At 42.3% G+C, this 26426-nt stretch carries 28 protein-coding genes and 1 pseudogene; 1 reads left to right on the top strand and 28 read right to left on the bottom strand.

The window, feature by feature from the left end:
• Nucleotides 1-253 precede the first annotated feature (253 nt).
• The 23 genes from adhE to tgt form a co-directional block, all read right to left on the bottom strand.
• A complete protein-coding gene (adhE, locus tag A6J84_RS08695; RefSeq protein ID WP_095726407.1) occupies nucleotides 254-2905 on the bottom strand; it encodes a bifunctional acetaldehyde-CoA/alcohol dehydrogenase in 2652 nt (883 codons plus the stop codon).
• 295 nt (nucleotides 2906-3200) lie between these two features.
• Nucleotides 3201-3614: an MORN repeat-containing protein gene (locus A6J84_RS08690; RefSeq protein WP_070657904.1), complete on the bottom strand. Its 414-nt coding sequence runs from the start codon at nucleotides 3612-3614 to the stop codon at nucleotides 3201-3203.
• Complete coding sequence (locus A6J84_RS08685; RefSeq protein ID WP_070657905.1) at nucleotides 3601-4044, bottom strand: low molecular weight protein-tyrosine-phosphatase; 444 nt, start codon at nucleotides 4042-4044, stop codon at nucleotides 3601-3603. The genes A6J84_RS08690 and A6J84_RS08685 overlap by 14 nt, the downstream gene beginning before the upstream one ends.
• A gap of 47 nt (nucleotides 4045-4091) precedes the next feature.
• Nucleotides 4092-4412 carry a preprotein translocase subunit YajC gene (yajC, locus tag A6J84_RS08680; RefSeq protein ID WP_070657906.1) on the bottom strand — a complete coding sequence of 107 codons (321 nt, stop codon included), beginning with the start codon at nucleotides 4410-4412 and terminating at the stop codon, nucleotides 4092-4094.
• Nucleotides 4413-4529: 117 nt separating this feature from the next.
• Entirely contained in the window at nucleotides 4530-6506 is a 1977-nt protein-coding gene (gene tkt / locus A6J84_RS08675) for a transketolase (protein WP_095726406.1), read from the bottom strand.
• 118 nt (nucleotides 6507-6624) lie between these two features.
• Nucleotides 6625-7248, bottom strand: coding sequence for a hypothetical protein (locus A6J84_RS08670; RefSeq protein WP_049478892.1), 624 nt, complete (start codon nucleotides 7246-7248; stop codon nucleotides 6625-6627).
• Between the two features lie 55 nt (nucleotides 7249-7303).
• On the bottom strand, nucleotides 7304-8290 hold the full coding sequence (gene jag / locus A6J84_RS08665; protein WP_070657909.1) for an RNA-binding cell elongation regulator Jag/EloR: 987 nt from the start codon (nucleotides 8288-8290) through the stop codon (nucleotides 7304-7306).
• A gap of 14 nt (nucleotides 8291-8304) precedes the next feature.
• Nucleotides 8305-9132 carry a membrane protein insertase YidC gene (locus tag A6J84_RS08660; RefSeq protein ID WP_185758139.1) on the bottom strand — a complete coding sequence of 276 codons (828 nt, stop codon included), beginning with the start codon at nucleotides 9130-9132 and terminating at the stop codon, nucleotides 8305-8307.
• Nucleotides 9107-9478, bottom strand: coding sequence for a ribonuclease P protein component (gene rnpA / locus A6J84_RS08655; RefSeq protein ID WP_000748120.1), 372 nt, complete (start codon nucleotides 9476-9478; stop codon nucleotides 9107-9109). The genes A6J84_RS08660 and rnpA overlap by 26 nt, the downstream gene beginning before the upstream one ends.
• 149 nt (nucleotides 9479-9627) lie before the next feature.
• Nucleotides 9628-10818, bottom strand: a complete 1191-nt coding sequence (locus tag A6J84_RS08650; RefSeq protein WP_049478134.1) for an acetate kinase — start codon at nucleotides 10816-10818, stop codon at nucleotides 9628-9630.
• 52 nt (nucleotides 10819-10870) lie between these two features.
• Entirely contained in the window at nucleotides 10871-11824 is a 954-nt protein-coding gene (locus tag A6J84_RS08645; RefSeq protein ID WP_049478133.1) for a class I SAM-dependent methyltransferase, read from the bottom strand.
• A 58-nt stretch (nucleotides 11825-11882) separates the two neighbouring features.
• Nucleotides 11883-12473 (bottom strand): class I SAM-dependent methyltransferase, encoded by a 591-nt coding sequence (locus tag A6J84_RS08640; RefSeq protein WP_049478132.1) that lies wholly within the window; start codon nucleotides 12471-12473, stop codon nucleotides 11883-11885.
• A gap of 4 nt (nucleotides 12474-12477) precedes the next feature.
• Entirely contained in the window at nucleotides 12478-12906 is a 429-nt protein-coding gene (gene comGG / locus A6J84_RS08635; protein ID WP_049478131.1) for a competence type IV pilus minor pilin ComGG, read from the bottom strand.
• The gene (gene comGF, locus A6J84_RS08630) at nucleotides 12884-13345 is read right to left on the bottom strand and encodes a competence type IV pilus minor pilin ComGF (RefSeq protein ID WP_049478130.1); all 462 of its coding nucleotides are present in this window, start codon (nucleotides 13343-13345) and stop codon (nucleotides 12884-12886) included. The genes comGG and comGF overlap by 23 nt, the downstream gene beginning before the upstream one ends.
• Nucleotides 13308-13610 carry a competence type IV pilus minor pilin ComGE gene (gene comGE, locus A6J84_RS08625; protein ID WP_000413376.1) on the bottom strand — a complete coding sequence of 101 codons (303 nt, stop codon included), beginning with the start codon at nucleotides 13608-13610 and terminating at the stop codon, nucleotides 13308-13310. The genes comGF and comGE overlap by 38 nt, the downstream gene beginning before the upstream one ends.
• Complete coding sequence (gene comGD, locus A6J84_RS08620) at nucleotides 13573-14007, bottom strand: competence type IV pilus minor pilin ComGD (RefSeq protein ID WP_001180048.1); 435 nt, start codon at nucleotides 14005-14007, stop codon at nucleotides 13573-13575. Before comGD ends, comGE begins: the two co-directional genes overlap by 38 nt.
• Complete coding sequence (gene comGC / locus A6J84_RS08615; RefSeq protein WP_000735800.1) at nucleotides 13970-14293, bottom strand: competence type IV pilus major pilin ComGC; 324 nt, start codon at nucleotides 14291-14293, stop codon at nucleotides 13970-13972. Before comGC ends, comGD begins: the two co-directional genes overlap by 38 nt.
• A gap of 1 nt (nucleotide 14294) precedes the next feature.
• A complete protein-coding gene (gene comGB / locus A6J84_RS08610) occupies nucleotides 14295-15311 on the bottom strand; it encodes a competence type IV pilus assembly protein ComGB (RefSeq protein WP_095726404.1) in 1017 nt (338 codons plus the stop codon).
• Nucleotides 15259-16200 (bottom strand): competence type IV pilus ATPase ComGA, encoded by a 942-nt coding sequence (comGA, locus tag A6J84_RS08605; RefSeq protein WP_095726403.1) that lies wholly within the window; start codon nucleotides 16198-16200, stop codon nucleotides 15259-15261. Before comGA ends, comGB begins: the two co-directional genes overlap by 53 nt.
• Nucleotides 16201-16262: 62 nt before the next feature.
• The gene (locus A6J84_RS08600) at nucleotides 16263-16628 is read right to left on the bottom strand and encodes a DUF1033 family protein (protein ID WP_000286399.1); all 366 of its coding nucleotides are present in this window, start codon (nucleotides 16626-16628) and stop codon (nucleotides 16263-16265) included.
• 153 nt (nucleotides 16629-16781) lie between these two features.
• Nucleotides 16782-17933 (bottom strand): N-acetylglucosamine-6-phosphate deacetylase, encoded by a 1152-nt coding sequence (nagA, locus tag A6J84_RS08595; protein WP_001134442.1) that lies wholly within the window; start codon nucleotides 17931-17933, stop codon nucleotides 16782-16784.
• A 140-nt stretch (nucleotides 17934-18073) separates the two neighbouring features.
• On the bottom strand, nucleotides 18074-19891 hold the full coding sequence (locus A6J84_RS08590; protein ID WP_095726402.1) for an acyltransferase family protein: 1818 nt from the start codon (nucleotides 19889-19891) through the stop codon (nucleotides 18074-18076).
• A 133-nt stretch (nucleotides 19892-20024) separates the two neighbouring features.
• Complete coding sequence (gene tgt / locus A6J84_RS08585) at nucleotides 20025-21167, bottom strand: tRNA guanosine(34) transglycosylase Tgt (RefSeq protein WP_084864427.1); 1143 nt, start codon at nucleotides 21165-21167, stop codon at nucleotides 20025-20027.
• A gap of 116 nt (nucleotides 21168-21283) precedes the next feature.
• Here tgt and A6J84_RS08580 point away from each other — a divergent pair, with 116 nt between their 5' ends.
• On the top strand, nucleotides 21284-22141 hold the full coding sequence (locus A6J84_RS08580) for a DUF975 family protein (RefSeq protein WP_049490198.1): 858 nt from the start codon (nucleotides 21284-21286) through the stop codon (nucleotides 22139-22141).
• 43 nt (nucleotides 22142-22184) lie between these two features.
• Here A6J84_RS08580 and A6J84_RS08575 read toward each other — a convergent pair.
• The 5 genes and pseudogenes from A6J84_RS08575 to A6J84_RS08555 form a co-directional block, all read right to left on the bottom strand.
• Nucleotides 22185-22544 (bottom strand): annotated as a pseudogene (locus A6J84_RS08575) (DUF1304 domain-containing protein); the annotation flags it as partial.
• A gap of 10 nt (nucleotides 22545-22554) precedes the next feature.
• Nucleotides 22555-22980 carry a MarR family winged helix-turn-helix transcriptional regulator gene (locus A6J84_RS08570; protein WP_193756712.1) on the bottom strand — a complete coding sequence of 142 codons (426 nt, stop codon included), beginning with the start codon at nucleotides 22978-22980 and terminating at the stop codon, nucleotides 22555-22557.
• Between the two features lie 196 nt (nucleotides 22981-23176).
• Complete coding sequence (locus A6J84_RS08565) at nucleotides 23177-24349, bottom strand: LysM peptidoglycan-binding domain-containing protein (protein WP_000746000.1); 1173 nt, start codon at nucleotides 24347-24349, stop codon at nucleotides 23177-23179.
• Between the two features lie 162 nt (nucleotides 24350-24511).
• A complete protein-coding gene (locus A6J84_RS08560; protein ID WP_095726401.1) occupies nucleotides 24512-25135 on the bottom strand; it encodes an HAD-IA family hydrolase in 624 nt (207 codons plus the stop codon).
• Nucleotides 25136-25138: 3 nt separating this feature from the next.
• Nucleotides 25139-26419, bottom strand: a complete 1281-nt coding sequence (locus tag A6J84_RS08555) for an MATE family efflux transporter (RefSeq protein ID WP_049501168.1) — start codon at nucleotides 26417-26419, stop codon at nucleotides 25139-25141.
• Nucleotides 26420-26426: the final 7 nt, after the last annotated feature.

Below are 26426 nucleotides of genomic sequence, written 5' to 3'. Positions count from 1 at the left end.
AAATCACCTTTCAACAAACCTATTATATAACTATTTGAGTTTAATTGCAAGTACGGGCGTTGATTTTCTCTCCCGCTTTTCTACTTTTTCTCCCCCTTTTTATTCATCCATTCTTTTATTTTCAAAGCATATCTCTAGAATCTTTTATAATATCTGCATATCCTCTTCATTTCAAGGTGAAACTCCAATTTCAACGCTTTCAGAGTTTACAAAAAAGAGACAGGATTTCTCCTGTCTCTAGGCTGATAAACAATTATTTGCGACGTCCTGGTCGTTCTGCATAACCATAGTAAGCATCTGCCATGATTTCTTCCATGTCAGCTACCATTGGCAAGCGAGGGTTAGCAGGTGAACATTGGTCTTCATAAGCAAGCAAGGCAATTTCATGCAAGCTGTCTTTCCAAGCTTTTTCATCGATTCCTTGATCCTTGAAGTTCATCTTTATACCTACTGCAACACCAAGTTCGTAAACAGCTTTAGCGTATGCTTCAACTGCTTCTTCTGGAGTTGAGTGAGGCAATCCAAGCATTCTAGCAATATCTTGGAATTTTTCGTCAGCTTTCCAGTAGTTATACTTAGGCCATGTAGTCGTCTTAGATGGGCGAGTACCATTGTAACGGATAACGTATGGAAGCAAGATTGCGTTTGTACGTCCGTGAACAGTATGGTGAACCGCACCGATCTTGTGGGCCATTGAGTGGCTCATACCAAGGAAGGCATTGGCAAAGGCCATACCAGCCATTGTAGATGCATTGTGCATTTTTTCGCGAGCTTCTGGATCAGCTGTCTTAACAGATTTTTCCAACCATTCAAAGACAAGTTTGATTGTTTGAAGGGCGATACCGTCTGTATAGTCGTTAGCGAAGTTTGAAGTGTAAGCTTCAGTCGCGTGAGTCAAGACGTCCATACCTGTATCCGCAGCGATGAAGTCTGGAACTGACTCAACCAAAGCAGGGTCAACAATCGCAATAGTTGGTGTCAATGAGTAGTCAGCCAATGGGTATTTACGATTGTTTTTCTTATCAGAGATAACGGCAAATGGTGTTACTTCTGAACCTGTACCTGAAGTTGTTGGAATACCTATGTATTTCGCTTTTTTACCAAGTGATGGGAAGCGGAAGGCACGTTTACGGATGTCCATGAATTTTTGAACCAAGTCACGGAAGTCGATTTGTGGTTGTTCGTAGAAGAGCCACATTACTTTCGCTGCATCCATTGGAGAACCACCACCAAGAGCGATGATTGTGTCTGGTTCAAATGCTCTCATTACTTCAGTACCACGTTCTACAGTTGTGATATCTGGGTCTGGTTCAACGTCTGAGAAGACTTGGACAGTTACACGGTTGCTGCGTTTGTTCAATTGGTCAATAATGCGTTGAACAAAACCAAGTTTTTCGATCGATTTGTCTGTAACAATCATAACGCGTTCAATATCTTCACATGTTTGAAGGTATTGGATAGAATTGCGTTCGAAGTAAATTTTTGAAGGAACTTTAAACCACTGCATATTATTTCTACGTTTCCCTACTTTCTTGATGTTTAGAAGGTTGATCGCACTCACGTTATCACCGACTGAGTTGTGTCCATATGAACCACATCCAAGTGTCAATGATGGAATGAAGGCATTGTATACGTCACCGATACCACCGAAAGTAGATGGAGAGTTCCAGATAATACGCATAGCTTTGATTTCTGTACCAAAGCGTTTAGCAAGCTCTTCGTCTTTTGTATGGATAGCTGCTGAGTGACCAAGTCCGTTAAACTCAACCATTTGACGAGCTTTTGTAAGACCATCTTCTGTGTCTTCAGCTTTTAGGACAGCAATAACTGGTGACAATTTCTCACGAGTCAATGGTTCTTTCGGTCCTACTTCTGCACATTCTGCAGCCAAGATGTTTGTTCCTTCTGGAACGCTAAATCCTGCTTGTTCAGCAATCCATGCTACTGGTTTACCAACGATGTTTGCATTTAGTTTAGCACCTGCACAGTTTTTGCTATTAGCTTTTACACCGAAACAGAATTCTTCAAGAAGGGCTTTTTCTTTTTTGTTTACAAAGTAAGTGTGATATGATTTGAATTCTTCTACAAATTCGTCATATACTTCTTTATCAATGATAACGGCTTGTTCTGATGCACAGACCATCCCATTATCAAATGACTTAGACATAACAATATCATGAGCAGCTTGACGAAGGTCAGCAGATTTTTCTACATAGGCAGGAACGTTTCCGGCACCTACCCCAAGAGCTGGTTTTCCACATGAGTATGCAGCTTTAACCATGGCATTCCCACCAGTTGCAAGGATAGTTGCAACACCTTCGTGGTTCATAAGCGCTCCAGTTGCTTCCATAGATGGTTCTGTAATCCATTGAACACAGTTTTCAGGTGCTCCAGCCGCAATAGCTGCATCACGAACGATTTGTGCTGCGTGAGCTGATGATTCTTGAGCAGATGGGTGGAAGGCAAAAACGATTGGGTTACGTGTTTTCAAAGCAATCAAGGATTTGAAAATCGCTGTTGAAGTTGGGTTTGTTGTCGGAGTGACACCACAGATTACACCGACAGGCTCCGCAATCTTTGTCAAACCTGTAATTGGATCATCTTCGATAACTCCAACTGTTTTAACTCCACGCATATTGTTCACTACGTGCTCACAGGCAAATAGATTCTTTGTTGCCTTGTCTTCAAATACTCCACGACCAGTTTCTTCAACTGCATGTTGTGCAAGGATACCGTGCGCGTCAAGTGCTGCAACCGAAGCTTTTGCCACGATGTAGTCAACTTGCTCTTGGTTCAACTTGCGCATTTCATCAAGCGCAACCAAGGCTTTTTTCACGAGACCATCGACATGCTTTTCAGCAGCAAGTTGTTTTTCCTCTGGTGTTACTGTTTTTTTATCAGCCATATTATCCTCCATAGCCTTTAAGGATGTTATCCTTTGTTAATTTTTTCACAAGTTTATTATAACTCTTTTTTTATGCTTTGTAAACAGTTTCATAAGTATTTCACAAAGAATTTTTCTGAGATTGTGATTTTTTTCTCAATATAGCTATGCAATAGAGTTTTGGCCGGATGATTGTGAAATTATGGAGAAATTTTTTTTATTTCACAAAGCTTTTCTAGTTGATAGTTAGTTATCAAATCCAAACAAAGAAAGCGCTTTCTTGCTGGTTTTAAAAAATAGTCTCCTAACTTGGAGACTACTGTTTTTGCTGAAAAACGCCTTGTTTAAAGGTCCCTTCATAAACAACTTCTTGCTCTGTCGTCAACTTCCCTTGACCTTCAGCCTGGCCATTTACAAAATCACCTTCGTATTTCCAGCCAGCTTTTGATTGGAAAGTCCCTTTTCCATTAAAGGCTCCATTATTGAAATCACCTGTATATTGGTCTCCATTTTCAAAGGTCAAGGTTCCTTGACCATTCATTTTCCCTCGTACCAAGGTGCCATCATAAACAAGAGCTCCACCATCAAGTGTCAGGACACCCTTTTTAGGCGTATTTAGCAGAAATACCGAAAGAGCACAGAGTACTATTACAACTACTGCAATGAGCTCTAACCTAGGACGAGTTAGGTAAACTCTATACTTCTCATAAAATTGTTTAAGCTTTTCCATTGTCACTCTCATTTTCTAATCGATCTAGCCAGCTTTGACATCCACTTGTGATACGAGCATAGGTTTCCTCAAAATCTCCTGTATACCAAGGATCTGGGACACTTTCAGATGCAAAAGAGTAGATCTTGTACTGTAGTTCCTGAGGGCACATTTTACGCAGATCTGAAACGTTTGAAGCATCCATACCGATAATGTAATCAAACGATTCAAAGTCTTCCCTGCCAATCTGAAGCGATGTTTTGTCTTTATCATACGGGATCTGATATTGCTGGAAAATCCCTTGCGTTCCCTTATGAATCGGATTGCCATGTTCCCATGATGACGTTGCCCGGCTTTCGACGTGGTAATCGCTCGTCATGGATTTCATCACAAACTCTGCCATGGGGCTACGACAGATATTTCCTAAGCAAACAAATACTATTTTTTTCATCCCTTTTCCTCTCATCTCATAGAAAAACGGGAGTGACAGATCCCGTTTTATTCTTCGATTGCTCCGCTTTCGTCAACAACTGTTCCTTCTGGTGTCACAGCCTCTTTGAGTGGCAAAACGGTCTTGATAGCAGCCAATTCAAAAGTCAAATAAACGCCATCTACATCCAGTACGATTGTACCTTTCTCAGTATCTACTTCATCCACTGTTCCGTAAAGTCCACCAATTGTAATGACTTCATAGCCTTTTTGAAGCTTGTTCAAGCTTTCCATACGCTTTTGTGCTTGTTTCTTTTGAGAACGTTGCATAAAGAACATCAAGGCAAACATACCTACAAGCATGATTAAGAAAGTAATATTTGGATTCATTGTTTTCTCCTTTGTGTTTTACATAGGACTACTATATCAAATTTCAGCTACTTTTACAAGATTGTGCCTTGTTTTTATGGTTATAAAAAATCAGAGTTTTCACTCTGATTTTTGTGATTATTTCAAGTTTTGAACGACTTTGACTAGATTTTCAACTGTAAATCCGTACTCTGCCAATACTTTTGGTGCTGGGGCAGATGCTCCAAAGGTATCAATACCGAGAACGGCACCATCAAGACCAACATACTTGTACCAGTTTTGAGTTGCACCCATTTCGACTGCAACACGACGGCGAACTGCATTTGGAAGGATTTCTTCCTTGTAAGCTGCATCTTGTGCGTCAAAGACATCTGTTGATGGCATGCTGACTACACGGACTTTTACACCTTGACTAGCCAATTCTTTGGCAGCTGCGACCGCCAAATTCACCTCTGAACCTGTTGCAATCAAAATCGTATCAAAGTCTGCTGCATTTTCATAGACGACATAGGCACCTTTAGCAACTTTGTCAAAGTCTGTTCCCTCTTCGACAGTCAAATTTTGACGTGTCAAGACAAGGGCAGTTGGTGTTTTTTCGCTTGTCACGGCAAGGTACCAAGCCGCTTGAGTTTCACGCGCATCTGCTGGGCGGAAAACATTCAGATTTGGCATAGCACGGAGACCTGCTAAGTGTTCAACTGGTTCGTGAGTTGGACCATCTTCACCAACTGCGATTGAATCGTGGGTAAAGACATAAGTCACAGGAAGTCCTTGCAAGGCTGACAAGCGGACTGCTGCTTTCACATAGTCAGAGAAGACGAAGAAGGTTCCACCATAAACACGAAGTCCACCATGAAGGGCCATACCGTTCAAGATCGTTCCCATAGCAAATTCACGAACACCAAACTGAATGTTGCGGTTCAAGCGATTAGCGTCGTCTTGAAGTCCGTCCGTTTTGATATATGTCATGTTTGAGTGAGCGAGGTCAGCTGAACCACCTAAGAAAGTTGGCAATTTAGCAGCTACAACGTTCAAAGCATCCTGGCTTGAATTACGAGTTGCTTGAGAAAATCCATTTTCTAAGGCTGGGAAGTCTGCTGGAGTCACCTCAACTGGGTCACGGCCGTCGATAATGGCTTCTACTTCTGCAGCCAGTTCTGGATGAGCCTCTTTATAATCAGCAACTAATTTAGTCCAAGCTTGATAAGCTGATGCGCCACGATCTGCAACATTTTCCTTGAAATCAGCATAAACTTGTTCTGGAATTTCAAATGGTTCATAATCCCAACCAAGAGCTTGGCGAGTAGCCGCAGTTTCATCTGCTCCAAGAGGAGCACCGTGTACAGCATTGGTTCCTTGTTTGTTTGGAGAGCCATATCCAATCACAGTCTTCACTTCAATCAAAGATGGTTTGCCTGAAGCTTTAGCAGCTTCGATAGCAGCATGGATAGCTTCCAAGTCTGTTCCATCTTCAACCAAGGCTGTATACCAACCGTAGGCATTGTAACGGTCACGAACACTTTCTGTAAAGGAATCCTTTGTCTCACCATCCAAGTTGATGTCATTTGAATCATAAAGAACCACCAACTTGTCAAGTTTTTGCAAGCCTGCGTATGAAGCCGCCTCACTTGAGACACCTTCCATCAAATCTCCGTCTCCACAGATCACATAAGTATAGTGGTCAAAGATATTGAAACCTTCGCGGTTATATTTGGCTGCTAAGAAACGTTCTGCTTGGGCAAAACCAGTGGCAGTTGAAATCCCTTGTCCTAGAGGTCCAGTAGTAGCGTCAACCCCTGCTGTATGACCAAATTCTGGGTGACCTGGTGTTTTGGAACCCCATTGGCGGAAGTTCTTGACTTCATCCATGCTAACATCTTCAAAACCAGAGAGGTGAAGAAGGGCATAAAGAAGCATTGAGCCGTGTCCTGCTGAAAGAATAAAGCGATCGCGGTTGATCCAGTTTGGTTGAGCTGGATTGATACGAAGTTGCTTTGTAAAGAGGCTATAGGCCATAGGAGCAGCCCCCATAACCACCCCTGGGTGACCTGAGTTTGCTTTGTTGATGGCGTCAATACCTAGAAAACGAATTGCATTAACAGATAGATTTGACATAGAATTTCCTTTCTCTTTGAGGTGATTAATAAATCACACATCCTATTTTACTATTATATGAAAAAATGCATAGAATAGCAATAAAACAATTTGCGCTCATCTAACACATTTGATTTGTCTATCCCCTCGTTACTTCATAGTAAGGCAACAAGCGCGTATAAGCGTCTTCTAGCTTCTCTAATATCGCTTCTACTGACTGATTTTCTATAAAAGAAACATCTGCCTTAACTAACACTTTACGGACTTCCTGACTTCTCAGCTTCTCGCGTAAAGTACGACGATTTTCTTCATTAGCCTCCATCTTATAACTTTCCCCATTTGAGTAGACTAGATAATAAATTCCTTCTACCGCTGGAAGTTCTAAAACCTTGGCTTGCTTGTCCAAGGTCTGTTCGTCTTTCTTACGCTCGATGAAACTGACTTCCAAAGAAACCCCAAAGTCAGTAGGTGCTCCATATAAACGCAAGGCCATCATAGGTTCTGTCACTTGTCCGTCTCTCTGAAGATAGGCCCAGAAATGCGGCCGCAAGCGTTGCGCTTGGTTCATCCACTGGCTAGTCTGTTGGAGTTGCCATTCTGGATGACTTGCTTGAAAGGTTTTGGCCAATTCTGTGAAAGACTTCCGTGCCTCTTGACCTTTTTGCCGCAAATTCAACATCTTTTCTCTTTCATCGCCAGCTTTATCAGGATTACGGTACTGGACACCTGCAAATGATAGGTATTCTCTAACTGCTTTCAGCATATCTGAATCTTTCCTTTCCTAGCAAAAAATCAGGACAAACCTGATTTTGCTTTGCTTATTCTGCATCTACGACAACATAGCGATTTGGCTCATCGCCTTCAGAGTAACTCGTCACGCCATCCATGCGTGAAATAATGCGATGGATAATCTTGCGTTCGCTATTTGACATTGGATCAGTTTGTTGGCTACGTCCTTCTTCTAAAACGCGAGTCGCCAATTTTTGAGCGTAGGTTTGCAAGACTTCTGCACGGTGTTCAACGTAATCATTGACATTGATCGTGATATAGAAGGTTCTCGAATAGCGATTGTAAAGGTAATTTTGCGCTAACAGCTGAAGAGCTTTCAAGACTTTCCCGTGGTAGCCGATAATACGGCCTGGTTCATTAGTGTCAATTTGAAGATTGATGGTGCGGCGATTGTAGTCGCTTGAAATCGTCCCTTCAACATCCATATCATCTACAATGGTTTGAACGTAGCTAGCTACTTCTGTTGCCACTTGTTCGATGTCATAACTTGGTTCTACTTTCAAGCCTAAATCTTCCAAAGACTGGCTTGTTGTTTCCTGCGTTTCAGTTTCTTTTTCTGGAGCAGATTCCACTTCCTCGGTAGTATTCTCTGGTTCCAATTCATTTAAAATTGAAATATGGCCTGTTTCTTCCAAAATCGTGCTGGCATGTTTTTCATTTTTCAAGATTTCAGCCTTGACCTCTTCAGAGACACCTTGACCTTCTTCTTCAATCTTCTTAATCGCTTCAACTACATGCCCCAAATCAACAGTTGCTTCACTTACTGTTTTCACGGGTTCATTTTTTTCATTAACTTCTTTTGGAACCCCTTTAATGGCCTGCTGGTTGGCTTTGATCACTGTCGTTTCACTAATGGCTTCGATATCAACTTGAGCTGGCTTCTTACCAAACAAGCCTAAGAATCCTTTTTTCTCTTTCGAAACGACCTTGATGTGGGCCTTCATTCTTGGAATGTCTAATTCTTTCAATCCTTTTTGGATTGCTTCTTCAACCGTTGAACCTGTAAATAATACCATTACCAGATTCCTCCTTATTTTTTCTTTTTCTGTGCTTTTTTCAAAGCTCTTCTCTTCTTGCCTTCTAAATCTTTTTCTGCTTGCGCCACTGCTTCTCTTTCAGCAATAATCTTGAAAGGATTGTTCAGGAAATAGGTTTGCAAAACTTGGTAAGCATTGGATACAGCCCAGTACAAGGCTACACCACTTGGGGCGGAAATGGCAAAAATAAAGATCAATACAGGCATACCATACATCATCCCTGTCGTAGCTCCACTTTTTTCGGACAAAGCTTTATTCGATAACCAGCTACTCAAGAAGGTAAAGACTGCCGCCAAAATCGGAAGGACAAAACTTGTATCTACTCCTCCCAAATTAATCCATAAAAAGTGACCTGTTTTCAAAAAGTCAACTCGACTCAAGGCTTGAAAGAGCGCCAAGAGAACCGGCATTTGTATTAAAATTGGCCAGAGAGAGGATGAATGCTTGATTCCTAACTCTTTATAAACCTTACGCATCTCCTGGTCTAGCTTGGTTCTACTTTCCATATCACGACCCGGATATTGCTCTCGCAAAGCCTTGATGCGTGGTTGAGCCTCTTGCATTTTTCTAGAGGCAACCATCTGTGTCTGAAAGACCGGCAATAAAATCGTCCGAATCAAGATTGTGAAGAGGATAATCCCCACTCCGATACTAATGTCAAAGGACAAAAAGCGGATAATTTCAGCAAAAAAATAAACGAATTTGCTCCAAAAGTCTGTCGAATCTGCTGTTATATCGCTAGCTGTACCATTTGTTGCACAGGCTGTCATGATAACCAAGGACAAGCCCAACAAACTAGTCAACTGTAGTTTCTTTTTCACTCCCATTTCCTTCCTGGTAAATCTTTGATAACTTTAATACGTGGAGTAGGTTTTTCTCCATCTCTGCATATTCCAAGGTTTCCACCCCTTTTCGGGCAATCACGACAAAATCAACATGCTCTACTAAACTCCCTTTTACACTTTGTAGAATGTGCCGGATTCGTCTTTTAATTTGATTTCTGGTAACTGCATTCCCCAGCTTTTTGCTGACGGACAGTCCTACTCGAAAATGGTTTTGCTGGTTTTCCAATTGGTAGACAACAAATTTTCGATTGGCAAAACTTGTTCCGTCCTTGAAAATCGCCTTAAAATCTTTCTCTCTTTTTACACGAAAGCTTTTCTTCAAAACTCAACTCCATCTATTAAATTACTACTATTATACCATATTTTTTGAAAAAGCCAATAACAGCAAGGTTTTAGACATTTTCTACATAAAAAAAGCTGGAAAATCTCTTTCCCAACTTCTTTTTACAATCAAATTTTACGTGTATTTACTTATTTTTTCAAGCGCTCAACATCGCGTGCAATCACCAATTCTTCATCTGTTGGAATAACCAAGACACGGATTTTCGCTGCGTCAGTTGAGATGTCTCCCGTTACGCCAAAGACGTTCTTTTCTGGATCCACATCACAACCAAACCAAGAGATACCTGAAATGACATCCTCACGAACCAAAGCTGCATTTTCACCGATCCCTGCTGTGAAGATAATCGCATCTGCTCCATTTAGGACTGCAAGGTATTGACCGATATGTTTTTGAATACGATCGACATACATTTCATAAGCCAAAGTCGCATCATGGTCTCCTGCTTCCATGGCAGCAATCACATCACGCATATCGCTTGACTGACCAGAAACTCCCATGAGCCCTGATTCACGATTGAGAACGCGACTAATATCTTCAGGGGTATTGAAATCCTCTGTATATTGCATGAGATAAGGGATGATAGCAGGATCAATATCTCCTGTACGAGTTCCCATCATCACACCGCCGAGTGGTGTGAATCCCATAGAAGTATCCACAGACTTCCCACCCTTAACAGCTGTGATAGAAGCCCCGTTACCAATATGGCAGGTAATCAATTTCAAATCTTCTAGAGGACGGCCCAAAAGTTTCGCTGCTTCTCCTGCGACAAACTGGTGACTTGTCCCGTGGGCTCCGTATTTACGAACCTTATTCTCAGTGTAATACTTAGTTGGTAGAGGATAGCGGTAAGCCTTCTCTGGCATGCTTGTGTGGAATGAGGTATCAAATACGACAACACTGGTAATATCTGGAAGCAATTCCTTAAATGCGCGAATTCCAGCTGCGTTAGCTGGATTGTGAAGAGGAGCTAAAAGTCCCAACTCTTCGACTTTCTCTAAAACATCGCCCTCAACGACCGTTGATTCCTTGAAGTATTCACCACCAGCTACAACGCGGTGCCCAACACCTGTAATCTCATCATAAGATTTGATGATATCGAAACGAATCAAATCATCCAATAAAATTTTAACGGCTTGTGTGTGATCTTCAATATCAAGAATTTGTTTTTCAGAACGGTCGTCAAATTTTACAGTTGAGATCGAATCCTTCAAGCCAATACGTTCAATCAAGCCTTTCGCCAATACTGTTTCTTCTGGCATTTGATAAAGTTGCCATTTCAAGCTTGAGCTTCCTGCATTGATTGCAATTGTTTTTGTCATAAGATGATACCTCTTTTTTTAAGCGTTTTCATCTATTATAACAAAATCTCTTTTATATTTCAGTACCTTTGCTCCAATTTTGAAAATTTTCTTTAAAGGTCAACAATACTGACGGATCTTGCAAGCTAGTAAGAGGGTAAACAAAGGGTTCTATTTCCTTGTCTCTTTTCTTCTGTAAGACAAAAATACTTTTAGCTTGGCTTGCAGTTGAGAAAATATCCTCTGGCAGAGCGATGATAGCAGCCAGACTCACTTCGTCTTTGAGCCACCCTTTTAATAAGTCACTTTGAGGACTGGTCAATAAATCACTCGGAGCTAGAAAAATAGCATAGCCATCTGAATTAAGGTACTTGAGCCCTTGCTCCATCAGCAAATGATGGGCATAGGTATGCTCTTGACTAGAAGCCACTTGATAGCGCGAAGCGATGGCATCTTCTGGGTAATAGCCAACAGGCAAGTCGCTAATGACCACGTCGCTTTCTTTAAGCATTTGCGGACGAACGGCATCGCCTTGGACAAAACCAGCCTGCAAACCAATCACATCTGCCATACTGGCTGCCAAATCAATCAGCAAATCATCCACTTCGACTCCCAAGTAATCTACTTTTTTAGCGAGAGAAGTCAAGAAAGTAGCCCCCAAAATCCCCATACCAGAACCTATTTCGAGGATGCTAATTTCCTCTTGTTCAAACAACTCTTCTACAACAAGTACCAAGAGGAGGGCAATGGCATCTGGTGTAAACTGGTGATTGGCCTGTAAAGGTTCCGTTTGTCCTGCCTTCATCAAGAGAAACTGGTAGGTCTTGAGCCACTCTTCCTTGCGAAGTGCTAAACGCTTAAGGGCTTGATTGTTGTCTTTGACCTGCTCTAGCTCAGTTTCACCATCCAGATAGATGCTGTTTTGCTCCACTAAGGCATCATAAAAGTTGGTCGCCAAATCACTTTGGATGACTTGGACATTCTCTAGTAAATACGTATAAGCTTGTTCAATTTTTTCAAAATCCATATTACTATCTTATCAAATTTCCCTCCTTTTTTCCATCTGAAGAGAAAAAATCACTGCTTTAGTCAGCGAGTGATTTTTGGGCTACTGTTAAAAAGAGTTCTGCGTAATTTCCGAGGAAAAGATCTTCTGCACTATAGAGGATCTGACTGCCAATGCTTGAAAAACCATTCTGAGCGAGCTTGGTTTCCAGTTCAGCTAAATCAAAACCATGATGGTTAGGCTCTATCTTAGTAAAATCAGCAATGAAGACCTGTCCATTCTCCCTAAGGTGATGGTGAAACATGGCAAGAGTCGCATCTATATCAGGCATATGATGAAGAACCCGACTGACAACAATCAGGTCAAATTGCTGCTCCAAGGGATTTACTAGTAAATCCTGCTCCAAAAACTGGATATTCTTGATTTCTTGCTGATCTGCTTTCAAACGAGCTTGCTCCAGCATTCTCTCAGAGATGTCTACAAGAGTGACAGACTTAGCCTGCTGAGCCAGGGGCAAAGCTAATAGACCCGTCCCACCACCAAAGTCCAGTATTTCTTTGTCTGATAAAAGAGCAATCTGTTTCTCGACTGCTTGACAAACCAAATTTGCAAGGAAGATATTTTTAGGGGAATCAAAGGTTTCTGCTTTGTGGTTAAAATCGTGTTTCATGTTTTTAGTTTAGCACAAAGTAGTTGAATTGACTAGGAATTATCTTTCTTTTCAGGCTTTTCTTCCCTGCTTGATTGCTTGAATCAGTCGCTACCTCTTCCTTTTTAGCTGTTTTCTTTTCTTGGGTTTTCATCGGAGAAAAGAGAAATTCATAGTTGCCCTTATTCATACGAACACTTGTTGCAAAACCTGTTTTCGTATTTTGATACCTGACTTTTCCTAGGTTAAAGACTCGTTCCCCACTTTCTTGCTCAGCCTTATCCTTACTTCGCTTGGCCATGGCAAAAGCTGCCAACTTTTCTTTGTTTAGGGCAAAGTCTTTGTGATGGGCGACTTGCCGATTTAAATAAAACTGCAACAAAAGGCTAAAAATAGCTGCCATGGTGACTGCATATAAAAGAACGCCTGCCTTAACTTTTTGTTTTTTCCACACGATAGATGAACTCCCTTTCTAAGCCTTTTTGAAACTGGAAACGGAAGCGAACCAATTGATTTTCCTCTGTAATTTGTGCTGATTTAAGTCCATAAACCATAGGTTGGTAGCCCCGTCCGCTGCTATCGGTTTTCCGAAAATCATCTGATTTGGACTTGCCCATAGCGATATCCTTGCCATCTTGCTTCACATAGAGGTGATTGGCTTCCACCTTTTCAAACTGCGAACGATCTAACTCTGCCTCCAGTTGATCCACAAACAAGAGCCACTCTTTTTGCTCGCTTTGCTGCTGGTAACGAACTTCTGAAATGAGGAGCTGACTCATAGCTTGAAAAAGGAGCAAGCCTCCGCTAATGACGATAAGGGCAATCAGAGATTCTAATAGAGTGAACGCTCTTACCTTACTGCTCTTTAAGATACAGCAACTTCTCTGAACCATGGTAGACCTCCAATCCCTTTTCACTAGCAAACACCTGAATCTCCACTCCATTTATGTTTACCTGATTTTGACCTGTCTGCAGAGCCATCTTAGCTACACGTAAGACTTCTTCCTTTTGCAAGATTTCTGCCTCTTCCTGCCTATTTTTCTGGATTTGTCCCAAAAGAAGGGTCGCAATGCTGGCAAAAACGGCTAGAGCAACTACCGCTTCCAGTAAAATCACTGCCTTAATTTTTTGTTTCCTTAATGCGTTTAATTTTTCCATTTCCTAGATATAATTGATAGCGAATCGCTCCTTTGCTGGTCTGAAATTCAACCTTAGCCAGGGACGAATTGCCCCCAGCTCGGTCAAATATAATGCTTTGTCCTGATGGTGCCTGAATCCCTTTAGGAACGGTCAAGTTTTGACTGCCGTTACTGATCGTCTGTCCATCTAAGTTCAGACTGGTCTTTTGCTGACTGGCTACACTGCGTTTTTGCGTTTCCCGATAGAGTTCTTCAAACTCCATAAAGAAAATCTGCTCCTCTACCGCTGCAAAACTGGACTGGACAGAGCCAGACAAGCCTAAACCAAGGATACTCACAAGTCCCAAAACTAAGAGACTTTCCAGTATAGTAAAGGCCTTAATCTGCAACAGTTTGACTGGTTTTTTGTTTTGCATGGTAGTCTTTATAAGCTTTGGCTTGCTCTGCTGTGATACGACCGTCCGCTTGTAATTTGCTAAGGCTAGCATCTTCATTCTTGTCCAGACTATAGAGCTCTGCCTGGCTTTCTACGACCTTGACAACAGCAGCTTTTCCTTTATCATCTACGGCATCCTTTTGCTTGGTCAAATTGGGCACAAAGAGCAAGAGAAGAACACTGATGATAAGCAAAACCACCAACATTTCTACCAACGTGAAAGCTTTAACCTTGGCTTTTTTTAAATTTGTCATGAGTTTTTTCATTTTAAAAATTTACCTCCATATTTTGATACATGGGCATAAGCATTGCCGCATAAAGTAAAACGATAATCAGGGCCACAAAGATAAAAACCAGTGGCTGTACCAGATTCATGGTACGATTAACTCGGGTAAAAAAGGCTTCCCAAGTTTTTTCAGCATAGATTTCCAACTCACTCCCCAGCTTGGACTTGACTTCCCCATACTCGATGATGAGACTCAACTCCTTTTTAAAGAAAGGATAGGTCGCTATGGTTTGAGAAAATTCGCGGCCATTTTGCAGGGCTTGAGCCAAATCTTGACCGATTTCTTTAAAGAGCTGAGAACCCAGTTCCTGCATGATCTGAAAAATCTGCGTCAGCTCCATCCCCTGTGAAATCATATTGCCCCATTCACGCGCATAATAAGCTGTCAGATAGGTCTGGACAAAGATTCCTAGAAAGGGAACCCGTGCCAACATCGAGAAAACCCGCATCTTGGAACTTCTTTTGTAGAAAGTGAGGGCTAAAAGTAAAGATAGAGAGCAAACCAGCACTAGTCCCAGAAATATTTGTGGCAGATTGCCGATGATTTGAGTGGCAATATTGCTACTGTCCAGTTGGGGAAGTAGATAGTTTCTCAACCCCAGCATGATTAGCAGGAGAAATCCCAGCAAAATCAGGGGATAGGTCGCCACTTCGATTAACTTCTTCTTGACCTTGGACAAATTATCCAGATATTCTTCTATCTTTGCCAAACTCAGGTGGAGATTTCCATGAACTTCAGCTAGAGATAATTGGGTCACAATGGCACTTGAAAAACCCAAACTTTCCATCATTTCTGAAAAGGATTTCCCCTGAGACAAACCTTGGTGCATCTGGGCCACATAGTCCTTTTCCAGCAGGGCACTTCTGCCCAAAAAAGAAATAATTTCCACCAAATGAAAGCCACTGGAGAAGAGGTTGTTAAACAAGGTGATGATTTTCTTCTGCTTAGCTGTAGCTAATTTTTTCCGTTTCAGCCTGAAGACTTGTGATATGTCCATCTTTAAGAAGCTGATCAATCTGCTCATTCCAGCTAGTTGGCTGGTGTTCTTGATAGTCTTTGTTTGCAAAGTCAACGATTCCTCCTCCCCCGATTAATCTCTGGTAGCAGACGCCTTGCAGAACAACTGCTAGTTCCTCCTCCGTCACACCCAACTCCAGAAGGCGTTCATAAACACCTCGGATACTCTTGGCATGAATGGTTGAAAAGACTGTCGCCCCTGTCAAACTGGCTCTGACCACTGCACGGGCCGTCTCGCTATCCCGAATTTCACCAATAATCAAGAGGTCAGGACGATGCCGGAGAGACAGTTTGATGAGATTTTCATAGGTCAAGCCAATCGCCTCATTCAACTGCAACTGGAGCATGTCTTCCTGCTTGATTTCTACTGGGTCTTCGATAGACATAACTTGTTGTCCCTTAAAAAGGGATTTTGCCAATTCGTGCATCAGAGTCGTCTTGCCACTGCCGACCGGACCCGCAAAAAGGTAGAGGCCCCGTTGCCTGTACTGCTCGCCCAGTTCGTTCATATCCTGAAACCAGAAATGCAGGTCCTGCTCCTCATCGTGCAACAAACGAATGACCAAACTCTCATGTCCCCGATAATCTCCCACGGTAGACAAACGCAGAGAAGACAGCTTCTCCCCATGCTGATAGTCGCAAGAGCCCAGCTGACTACGTCTCTTCTCTCCTACGTTCATACCTGCCACAAACTTAAAATGACTAATCACAGCAGCTAAAACATCAAACTCATAGGAGTCAACTAGACACCGTTCGTCTCCAACCCGCATGTGAAGCTCGTAGGACTTTTCCTTGGGAATGAAATAGATATCCTGAGCCTTCTTTTCTTTCGCAGTAGCAATAATTTTCTGTGCAATTTCTTGTACCATACCGCCCTCCTTATCTAACTATTCGCAAAAAAATAAAAAAAGCAACTTAAAAAGTTACTTTTTTATCTCCATTTCATGCGGCAAGAACGGTGTTTTTCTTGACCTGTTTGTTTTTCGTAGCCTGGACGTAGCTTTTCATCGGGGATGACTTGCTCATCCTGTAAAAGTGCCAAAGAATGGTACTGCTGCAAATACTCATCGCACTCATCACACCAGCGTTGGTCGGCAGGATCCCAAAAAATAGTCATCAAATCACTCCGACTTTTATAAAGAGGATTCTTCTTTTCCAGCTCAAACCAGCATGATTTATAATATTTTAGAGCATCATAATACTTGTCAAAAGATTGACTCATGATGACATCTTCTTCCCAACCTTCTATGAACCACCACGGTTCAAAATCCCCATACATTTCTATAACACGATACATTCTTACTACTTCCTTTGTATCGTATATTATATCTAATTTTTTATTACAAGAAAAGGATTTTGCTTGTTTCCCCCATTAGCAATTTCTTTAATCCTATTATTTTCATCTGATAATAAAAATAGGAGTCCTTTATTGACCCCTATTTTTATCATCTTAGGCTTGATAACGTTTCACACCATCTAGGTAGGTTGCTACCAATTCCAAATCTTTATCCAGTACGATAAAGTCGGCATCATAACCTTCACGGATTTGACCACAGACATCATCGATGTGAACAGATTTTGCTGGGTTGAGGCTGGCCATCATGACTGCTTCATGCGGATTCGCAATGCCCCATTCGACCACATTCTTCAAACCATCTTTGAGTTTAAGGATAGAACCTGCCAAATTGCCTGTAGATTTGAGGCGAGCAGTTCCATTAGCAACTACTACTGGGAATTCTCCCAACATGTAGTCGCCATCTTCCAAGCCACCAGCTGTCATACAGTCTGTGATAAGGGCGATATTTTCAGTTCCCTTTTGTTTGAGCAAGATATCACAGGCCTTTGGATCCACATGGTGACCGTCACAGATCAACTCTGCATAGGTATGTGGCAACTCATACATGGCTCCCACCATACCGAGCTCACGGTGAGTCAACCCACGCATTCCATTGTAGGCATGTACCCAAACGCTTGCTCCAGCATCCACTGCTTTTTTAGCTTCATCAAAAGTCGCATTTGAGTGTCCAAGAGCAACAGTCACTCCTTCACCCGTAATTGTACGAACAAAGTCTTCTACACCTTCACGTTCTGGCGCAAGGGCAATTTTATTGAGCAGGCCATTAGCTGCTTTTTGCCAAGCACGAAACTCATCCATACGAGGATCTTTCATGTAAGCAGGGTTTTGAGCTCCCTTGTATTTCTCTGTGAAATAAGGCCCTTCAAAATAGATTCCACGAATCTTGGCTCCACTTGCTTCCTGGTAACGAGCACCGATATTTTCAGTTACCGCAAGCAACTGCTCGTAAGAAGAAGTCAACGTCGTTGGCAAGAAGCTAGTAACACCTGTGCTAAGCAATCCTTCACTCATAGTATGAAGGGTTCCTTCGATGTTATTATCCATGACATCGACACCACCAAATCCATGAATATGGGTATCCACAAGTCCTGGGGCAATGCTATAACCGGTATAGTCAATCACCTCAGCTCCTTCAGGAATCTGTTCTACATGTTTACCAAACTTGCCATCCACAAGTTCCAAGTAACCGCCACGACGAACTCCGTGTGGGTAGAAAAACTGATCCGCTTTAATATAATTAGGCATAATGATAACCTCCTTGATAGATTGATTCTAGAATTTATTATGTCAATTACATTATAAACCTTTCTTTTTCATTTGTAAATGGTATAGACCTATTTTTCGTGGATATTTTAAAAGAGCTGGATTTCTCCAACTCTTTGATCTTATTTTGATTTTACAGGCAGTTCTTGAGCAGCCTTAACAGCAGCTGCAATCGTCTCTGCGTAAAGTTTAGCACCTTCTTCAATCATGTTGCTATCATTCCCAAAGTGGACTTGGTCGGTTCCAGCCCAGATTTCAGGGTGTTCCTTAGCGACCTTATTCCAGTCAGCGATGCTCACGTAAGGATTCTTTTCAGCTAATTCCCGCGCATAAGCCGCATACTGCTCCACTGATGTGTAAGTGTCCTTACTCTTATCTCCCTCATAAGGTGTCACCAGTATCAGATGGTGTCCTTTCGGTAGATTGTTCACGATGCTGTCCAAGTCATTCTTATAGCCTTCAGGATTATTGACTCCCGTTGCAATGACAACAGTTTTTAGCAGCGCCTTGTTCTGACTGTTATTGAGCATAATGTCATTGGCTTGCTTGGTCGTTCGACTAACCTGAGCATTGATATTTGCTTCAGGAAGTGCCTCTTGTAAGGCTGTATTGGCACGCAAGGCTACCGAATCTCCTATCAGGCTTGTTCCCTCAGAAATTCCTAGACGACTCAGTTCAGCTTGTTCAGCAAGAGTCTTTGTTTGTCCTATATTGGTCTGGGCTTGTTTGAAACCATTGACCATCAAGTCTGTCTCAAAAGCTCCAACTTGAGGAGCCACAGCTATGATAATCAAGGTAATCAAGGTAAGAATGCCAGCACCAGCAGCACTAATTGGTTTAATATGAGGCAATCGACTAATCTTCCGTATTAAAGGATTGGATTTACCGGCAATCAACGGCTCAATAATATAGAAGGATAGGATAGCAAAGAAATAAGAAAAGATGATTGTCAGAATAACAGCAGGCAGATTACTCATCAGCTGAGAAAAGATAATATAAAAAGGCCAGTGGAAAAGATAAACCGCGTAGCTAGTATCCGCTAAAAATGTAATGATCCGAGGTTCTTGTATCTCAGGCGTTTTCTCATGCAAGACACGCGCAGCAAAAATCATGGTCACTGCCGCTAAACTTGCTAGCAAGAAGCCAAATAAGTACGCAAACAGGTAGGTGAACTTGACAAAGAAGGTCAAGAGCACTAACACCAAAAGCCCAGCAGCAAATACCAGTAGATTCTGACGAATATCCCATGTCCGGTCAAACTGCTTGACTAAATCGCTCGTCTGACGAACCCCCACAACCGTCGCCAAATTGCTTCCTAAAAAGAAGGGATAGACATGGGTCAAACTTGAAAAGTAGACAGATGAATAGGAACTCGCCATTAGACTACCAATAAACATGGAGAAAAAGCTAATGATAAAAGCTCCAGCAGAAAGGAGAAAGACCATCCCTCTCAATTGACTACTAGATTTTGAACGTTTCGATAAAAACCAAACCGCTAAGCCCCAAAGGATATAGTAGTGAACCTCAACAGCTAGGCTCCAGTTGTGAACAAAGAGATGCGGAATGAACTGGGATTCATAACTTCCCCCTGTTAACATTTCGTAGAAGTTGGTCATAAAACCGAGAACTCCAGCTATCTGGCCACCAATTCCAGCAACATAGTCTTGACGAACCAAGAAAGTAAAAGGCATGGTCACCAAAACCATCAGCACCACAGGTGGCACGATGCGGTAAAACCGTCTCTTAAAAAAGCTCAGCAAATCAATCTGGCGTGCCTTCCCAAATTCTTCTAAAAGGAGGGAAGTGATCAAAAATCCTGAAAAAGTGAAAAAGACATCTACCCCAAAGAAACCTCCAGGAAAGATCGTTTGAAAGAAGTGGTACAAAAGCACCAAAAGTAAACCTGTAATCCTAATCAAGGAAAACCATTTAATACGCATACGAGTCTATTCTCCATTAAATTAGGAAGTAAAACACCACCTAATTTCCATTCCATTATACTCCCTATTCTATCAAAAAAATAGGAAAAATCCTAAGAGAAAACTTAGGATTTTGGCATTCTATTTTTACACTTTAGAAATTGCGCCCTGACTTGTTGTAGCCATATTTTTCTACAAAATACTCACGAAATTCCAAGAGATTGTCATCCATGATGGCTTGGCGGACTTGCTTCATCAGATTGAGCAAGAAGTAGAGATTGTGGTAGCTAGTCAAGCGGATACCAAAGGTTTCATCAGCCTTGAGCAAATGACGAAGGTAGGCGCGTGTGTAGTTCTTACATGTGTAGCAATCACACTCAGGATCCAGTGGCGTAAAGTCTTCAGCGAATTGGGCATTTTTGACAACCAAACGTCCCTGACTAGTCATACAAGTTCCATTACGAGCGATACGAGTCGGCAAGACACAGTCAAACATATCCACACCACGAATAACCCCATCAATCAAGCTATCTGGCGCTCCCACTCCCATCAAATAGCGAGGTTTGTTTTCAGGAAGAAGTTGGGTTGTAAAGTCCAAGACGGCATTCATTTCTTCGTGCGTTTCTCCCACTGCCAAACCACCGATAGAGTAGCCAGGGAAGGCCATGCTGACAAGGTCATGAGCTGACTGACGGCGAAGGTCTTCAAATCCTGCCCCCTGTACAATTCCAAACAAACCTTGGTCATGTGGGCGACGGTGAGCCTTCAAACCACGCTCAGCCCAACGGCTAGTACGCTCGATTGATTTCTTAACGTAGTCATAAGGTTGGTAAAACTGAGGACATTCATCAAAAGACATCATGATGTCTGAGCCCAGATTGTTCTGAATAGAGATGGCTTTCTCTGGTGATAGGAACATCTTGGAGCCATTGAGATGGTTTTTAAAGGTTACTCCTTCTTCGGTGATATTGCGGCTATCTGCTAGGGAATAAACCTGGAAGCCACCACTATCTGTCAAGATTGGTTGGTCCCAGTTCATAAATTTGTGGAGACCACCTGCGCGTGCGATGAGTTCATCTCCAGGACGAAGCCACAGATGATAGGTATTAGAGAGGATAATCCCTGATCCCATCTCCTTCAACTCCTCTGGTGACTGGGTTTTTACAGTAGCTTGGGTCCCAACTGGCATAAACATAGGCGTTGGAAAGGTACCGTGCGGGGTGATAATTTCTCCCAGACGAGCTCCCGTGTGTTTTTCTTTCTTAATCAAACGGTATTTGATTGGTGAATCTGACATTTTCTACCTCCGAAGCTGGGAAAGACAGTCCCAGTTCATACTTTGTGCCCAAAGGCATACTGTATGATTTTATCAAAAAAACCAGGAACTGTCACGAACTATGGTATAATGAGAGAATGAAATACCCAAAAATTGATTTAAAAACTATTCGTCTGCAGACGAGGCAGTTTCAGGCTGAAAATCCCCGCCTCTTTCTGGTCTATCTCTTACCTAGCATGCTGGTCATCTTATCAGGCTTTCTCAACCCCTTGGCTCGTCTCCAAGACAGTGTTTTAGAGCAATCCTTTTTCAGCATGCTGGCACAAGTGCTCCAAGCCTATCTCTTCCCACTAGTGGTTTCTTTTGTGAGCACGATTTTTCTAGCAGGTGCTGCTTTTGCGACACTCCGACTCCTCAAGGATCCTGATACAGAACTCTCAGTAAAATCAAGCCTGGCCCTCTTTGCTGAAGAGCGCTTCTCGCAAACCTTCCTAACTCTGCTCCTCAAACGTTTCTACCTCTTTTTATGGAGCATTCCAAACTTAGTAGGCGTTTATTTTCTCTTTTATAGCAATCTCTTGGCTCGGAGATTTGTCGCCCTACATCCTGAATTTCCAAAATTAGACCTCTCATCCGTTGAAACCGAGCAATTCCTTCTGACCTTTGGCCTCTACTTTTTCGCGAGTCTCATCTTGATGATTGTAGGGAACACCCTCTACGTTCCGCAACATTATGCCTACTCGCAGGTAGAATTTCTCCTCTGCGATACTCTAGATTTAGGACAGGCTAAACCCCGTCAAATCCTGAAAACCAGCCGTTTCTTGATGAAGGGTTACAAATTCCAGTGCTTTGTCCTCGACCTACAACTACTCCCTTGGTACTTCCTCAACTGGCTCACTTTTGGAATTGCTAGTTTTTCAATCCTTCCCTATATCCAGAACAATCATATCTTCTTTTACAGAGCCCTACTAGCCCGTAAACGTCGAAATGGATAAGAGCATACAAAAACCAGCATCGTTCAGGACGCTGGTTTTCTAATTTAAAAAGCAAAATACTCAGCAGAGTCAAAATAGCAGGCCCACCTTGCTTCAGAATAATCTTCTTGTCTGCTGTCAGAGAACCGTAGGTCACTGCACCAAGCACAAATAAAACAAAGATGGTCACAATTTCCAAACTTTGTGAGAAATAAATCCCGTACAAGAGAAACACACCTATCAAAGCATTATAAATTCCTTGATTTTTAAATAATGAACTCACTGAAGGACGAGCCAGTTCTTCCTTATCCACATTAAACACTCGACTAGTAGTATCTGATTGCGTAGCCACACTTTCCAAATAAAAAATGTAAAAATGCTCCAAAGCAACGATAGTTGCTAAAACAATTGTAAAAATAGACATATTCTTCTCCTTAAATCTCTATCTCTTCTAAGCCAGATTGCAACTTTTCTAACAAGCGACTGAACTCTTCTCGCTCTCCTTTTGTAAGTACACTTTCCATCTGACTCTTTACCTTTATATGTTGTTGGGGAGAGTTGGTTACGAGTTGCTCTCTCGCAAAGTCTGTCACTTCCACCAAAACCTCCCTCTGGTTTTCAGGATTCCGATGTCGCTTAACCAAACCTTCTTTTTCCAGAATTTTAAAGTGCCGTGTCAAGGCAGCCTGATCAATCTTCAAACGCTCCTGAACCGCAATTTGATTACATGGTGACTGATCGACTAAGAAACATAAGATTTGATAACGAGTCAGACTAATTCCCAATTGTCGTTCGAATAGTTGTGTCATAGACTGATCTGCCAACCGTAGCTGATACAGTAAATCTTGGATTGCTACCATAAATCTTTCTCCTTTAAAGTTGATTTATCAACGATTGACTTATCAAGTATAATGTAATCCAAAAAATAAATCAAGTAATATGCTTACATTCTCTTGAAATATTACTCACTTCCTCATATTTATCCCTTTTATCCTGAAGGAATGACACAAAAAAAGAAGCGGGAACTCAATCAGTTCCCAACTTCCATTTTAATGATTAGTTCATTGAAACGTGAACGTGGTCATAGTGATTTTCGGTTACGCTACCACGGTCTGGCATTGGATTCCACGTATAGGCTGGTCCATATTTACTATCGTATGGAGCGTAGAAACGTTGTTTCCAAATGATATAGTTGATACCACGGCTAGCCATATTTTTGACTGCATATTCTGCAATTTGATCTCCGAGTGCTGAACTCACTGGAACCATAAAGTCGATGGCCAAACCTTTACCATGGTCCCCACTGTCACCAGGACGGTAGCCACTAAAAGATGTAATTCCAAACAAGTTGGCTACTTCTTCTTTAAAGGCCGCCGTTTGTGGTTGAAGACCAGCATTCTCAGACTTAGCTACAGCAAGTCCTGCATAGTCAGGAGCCGCTGGAGCAGCATACGTTCTTGAAGGAGTTTGGCTTTGCTCTGCTTGATAAGTCGAAGTTGCAGTGTCAGAAGTTGCTGTTGATGCTGCTTCTTCTGTTGCACTTGTTCCTGTTGTATCAGCAGGTGTTTCAGTTGCTGGAGCAGCTGCTACTGGTGCTTCTGCTGGAGTTGTTGCTGCCGTTTCTTCAGTAGCTGGAGTCGCTGCTTGAGGAGCTTCTTCTTCAACTGGACTAGTTGTTTCTGCTGCTACAGGTGTTTCTGTAGATGGTGTCTCTTCAGCAACTGTCGCTGTCTCAGAAACTTCTGAATTTGGCGCTACTTCTGTTGGTTTTTCAGTCTCTGTTACAGTTGGAGCATCCTCAATTGGTTGAGAAAGATCTTCTACTTGAACTGTTTGTTCATCAACTGTCACTTGATTCGTCGTCAAATCAGCTGTCGCAGTCGTCACTTCTTCACTAGAATCCGCTTGAGGAGTTTGGATTTCAACTTCCGTCACCTCTTCTTCCTCATTGACAGTTGTAGTGAGGACAGTATCTGGGAAAATCAAGTCCATATTAGTGATTTTGTTCAAATTAGCAAGAACGGTTACATCTACTCCCAAAGCTTCTGCAATCGTGCTCAGGGTATCACCATACTGAACTGTATAGCTGTTTTTGTTCTCGTTTTTCGTCACATCATTTTGGATTTGCTCAACGCTACGTGCTGTCCAAGAGATTTCTTGAGCTTTAGCTCCTAATGCGGGAGCAAGAGACAGGGCTACTGTTGAGGCTAAAATAATTCTTTTCTTCATTCGTTCATATTCCTTTCAAATGAGTACCTGTCTATCATAACACAAAAAAAACAGAAAAAAAGCCCTCTCGGGCCTATTTAACAGAACTGTCTATTCCTTGTAACAAACTAGATCAGTTGAAATAGTTTGTTAGCCTTCTGTCATAAAACTGACACAATCTTTTTATTGCTCATCCTCAAAAATGTAGGGAATATCTGCCAATGCTTGAATCCTCTGATTCCCTTCATAAGTTGACTCTAAAAAGTTAATGCTTTGAATACCGCTATTCTGGGCAAATTTCACATCCAAAGTCCGGTCCCCTAGATAATAGGTAGTCCTAGGATCCAACTCATATTTGTCTAGCAGATATGTCGCCGCTTCTGGACTGGGCTTGCGTGCAAAACCACTCTGATTAGTTAAAATTTCTGTGAAATAGAACTCTAACCCCAAGTCTCTTAAAATAGTAAGCGCATTGTCTCCCTTATGAGTATAGACAAACTGCTGAATCCCTGCTTGGTCTGCCCAAGCTAGCACTTCACCCGCACCTGGCATCAAAATTACCTGGGCATTTTTCTCAGCCAGACTTTGGGCGCGCACCTGATTGAGCACTTCCGCATCCAGGTTTCTCTCTTCTGCCACCTGCTCCAGCAAATCCTGCACAGAGTACCTGAGGATAAACTCTCTCACTTTTTCCTTATCATAAGGAATAGAAAACTGAGCAAAGGTCTCCTCAATCCCTGACAAAATCGCTTCGTAAGAGTCCAATAAAGTCCCGTCTAAATCCCAAATAAAAGCTGTTTTTTGCATCTCCTATCCTTTCAAGCTCATATAACGCTGGTAACGGTAATGTAGAAATAACCAACGGAAACCATTATCCAAGAGAGTCCCTGTCCAAATACCAGGTAAGCCCCAACCAAGAACAATACCCATCAGATAAGCTGTGCCAATTCGGATACACCACATCCCAATACTTGTCGCATAAAAGGGGAGGCGAGCATTTCCCAATCCCTGCCAAACTGCCGTATATATAACTGTCCCTGTCGCCATGGGGGTTCCTAGTAGGGAGAACAGTGCCACCAAAACGCTCGCTTCGACCGCTACAGGATCGGTCGTATAGAGATGAGTCAATGGTGTCCCCAAGGCATAGATACTGAGTGTTAAGGGCAACATAAGAAGCAGGGAAAGCCAAAAGGTTTGCTTGCTCAAATCATCTACTCTTTCCCAGTTATCCTCTCCAACTGCTCGAGCTACCTGCATGACCGTCGCCGTAGCGACGCCAAAGGCAGGCATATAGTTAAACTGGGTCAAGACTTCTCCGACTGCATTCCCCGCTACTGCCTCCGTCCCAAAAGAAACAACCAAGGCAATGATCACTACATCTCCAGCCCGCATCATGAGACGTTCTCCTGCTGCTGGCAATGCCAAGGTCAGTAAGTCTTTATCGAGTCCAAAAGTCGGTTTCTCAAAAGGAAGCTTTAATTGCGACCACAAAATCACAAGACCGACTAAGCGAGACAAGATAGTCCCCCAAGCAACACCAGCTATCCCCATATCAAGGACAAAAATAGCTAGACTTGAAAAAAGAATATTCAAGGCATTGGATAAAAGACTAACATAGAGAGGTAGACGCGGATTATGCGTTGCACGAATCAAGGCACCTAGACTCGTCATCAAGCCCAAGAGAACAATCGATCCACCCACCAAAGATAGGTAGAGCCCACCACTCTCGGCCACATCCTGCTCAGTTCCCAAGAGCCCTATCATCTCTTGCCCAGCAAAGAGCGATAAGGCGCCTAAAAGTGCACTCAGCAATAGGGTTATCTTGAGAGCCTCTGTCACGTGATAAGCCAACTTGGACTGATCTTTCTGCCCCAAACTTTTTGAAATAACGCTGGAAATAGCAGCTCCTAGAGCGATAAAAATCGCCTGATAAATGGTGATAATATTGCCAGCAACTGAAACACCTGAAATGGCGATTAAGCCCAAGTGAGCGACCAAATAACTGTCCACCATTCCCATGAGCATCTGCAAAAAGTTTTCACCCATAGCTGGCAATGCAATATTAAGAATGTCTTTATTTTTCTTAAACAATCTCTCC

The sequence above is a fragment of the Streptococcus sp. FDAARGOS_256 genome (genome assembly GCF_002289235.2).
GTDB lineage: Bacteria > Bacillota > Bacilli > Lactobacillales > Streptococcaceae > Streptococcus.
This window is presented reverse-complemented; position numbering and strand designations above follow the sequence as displayed.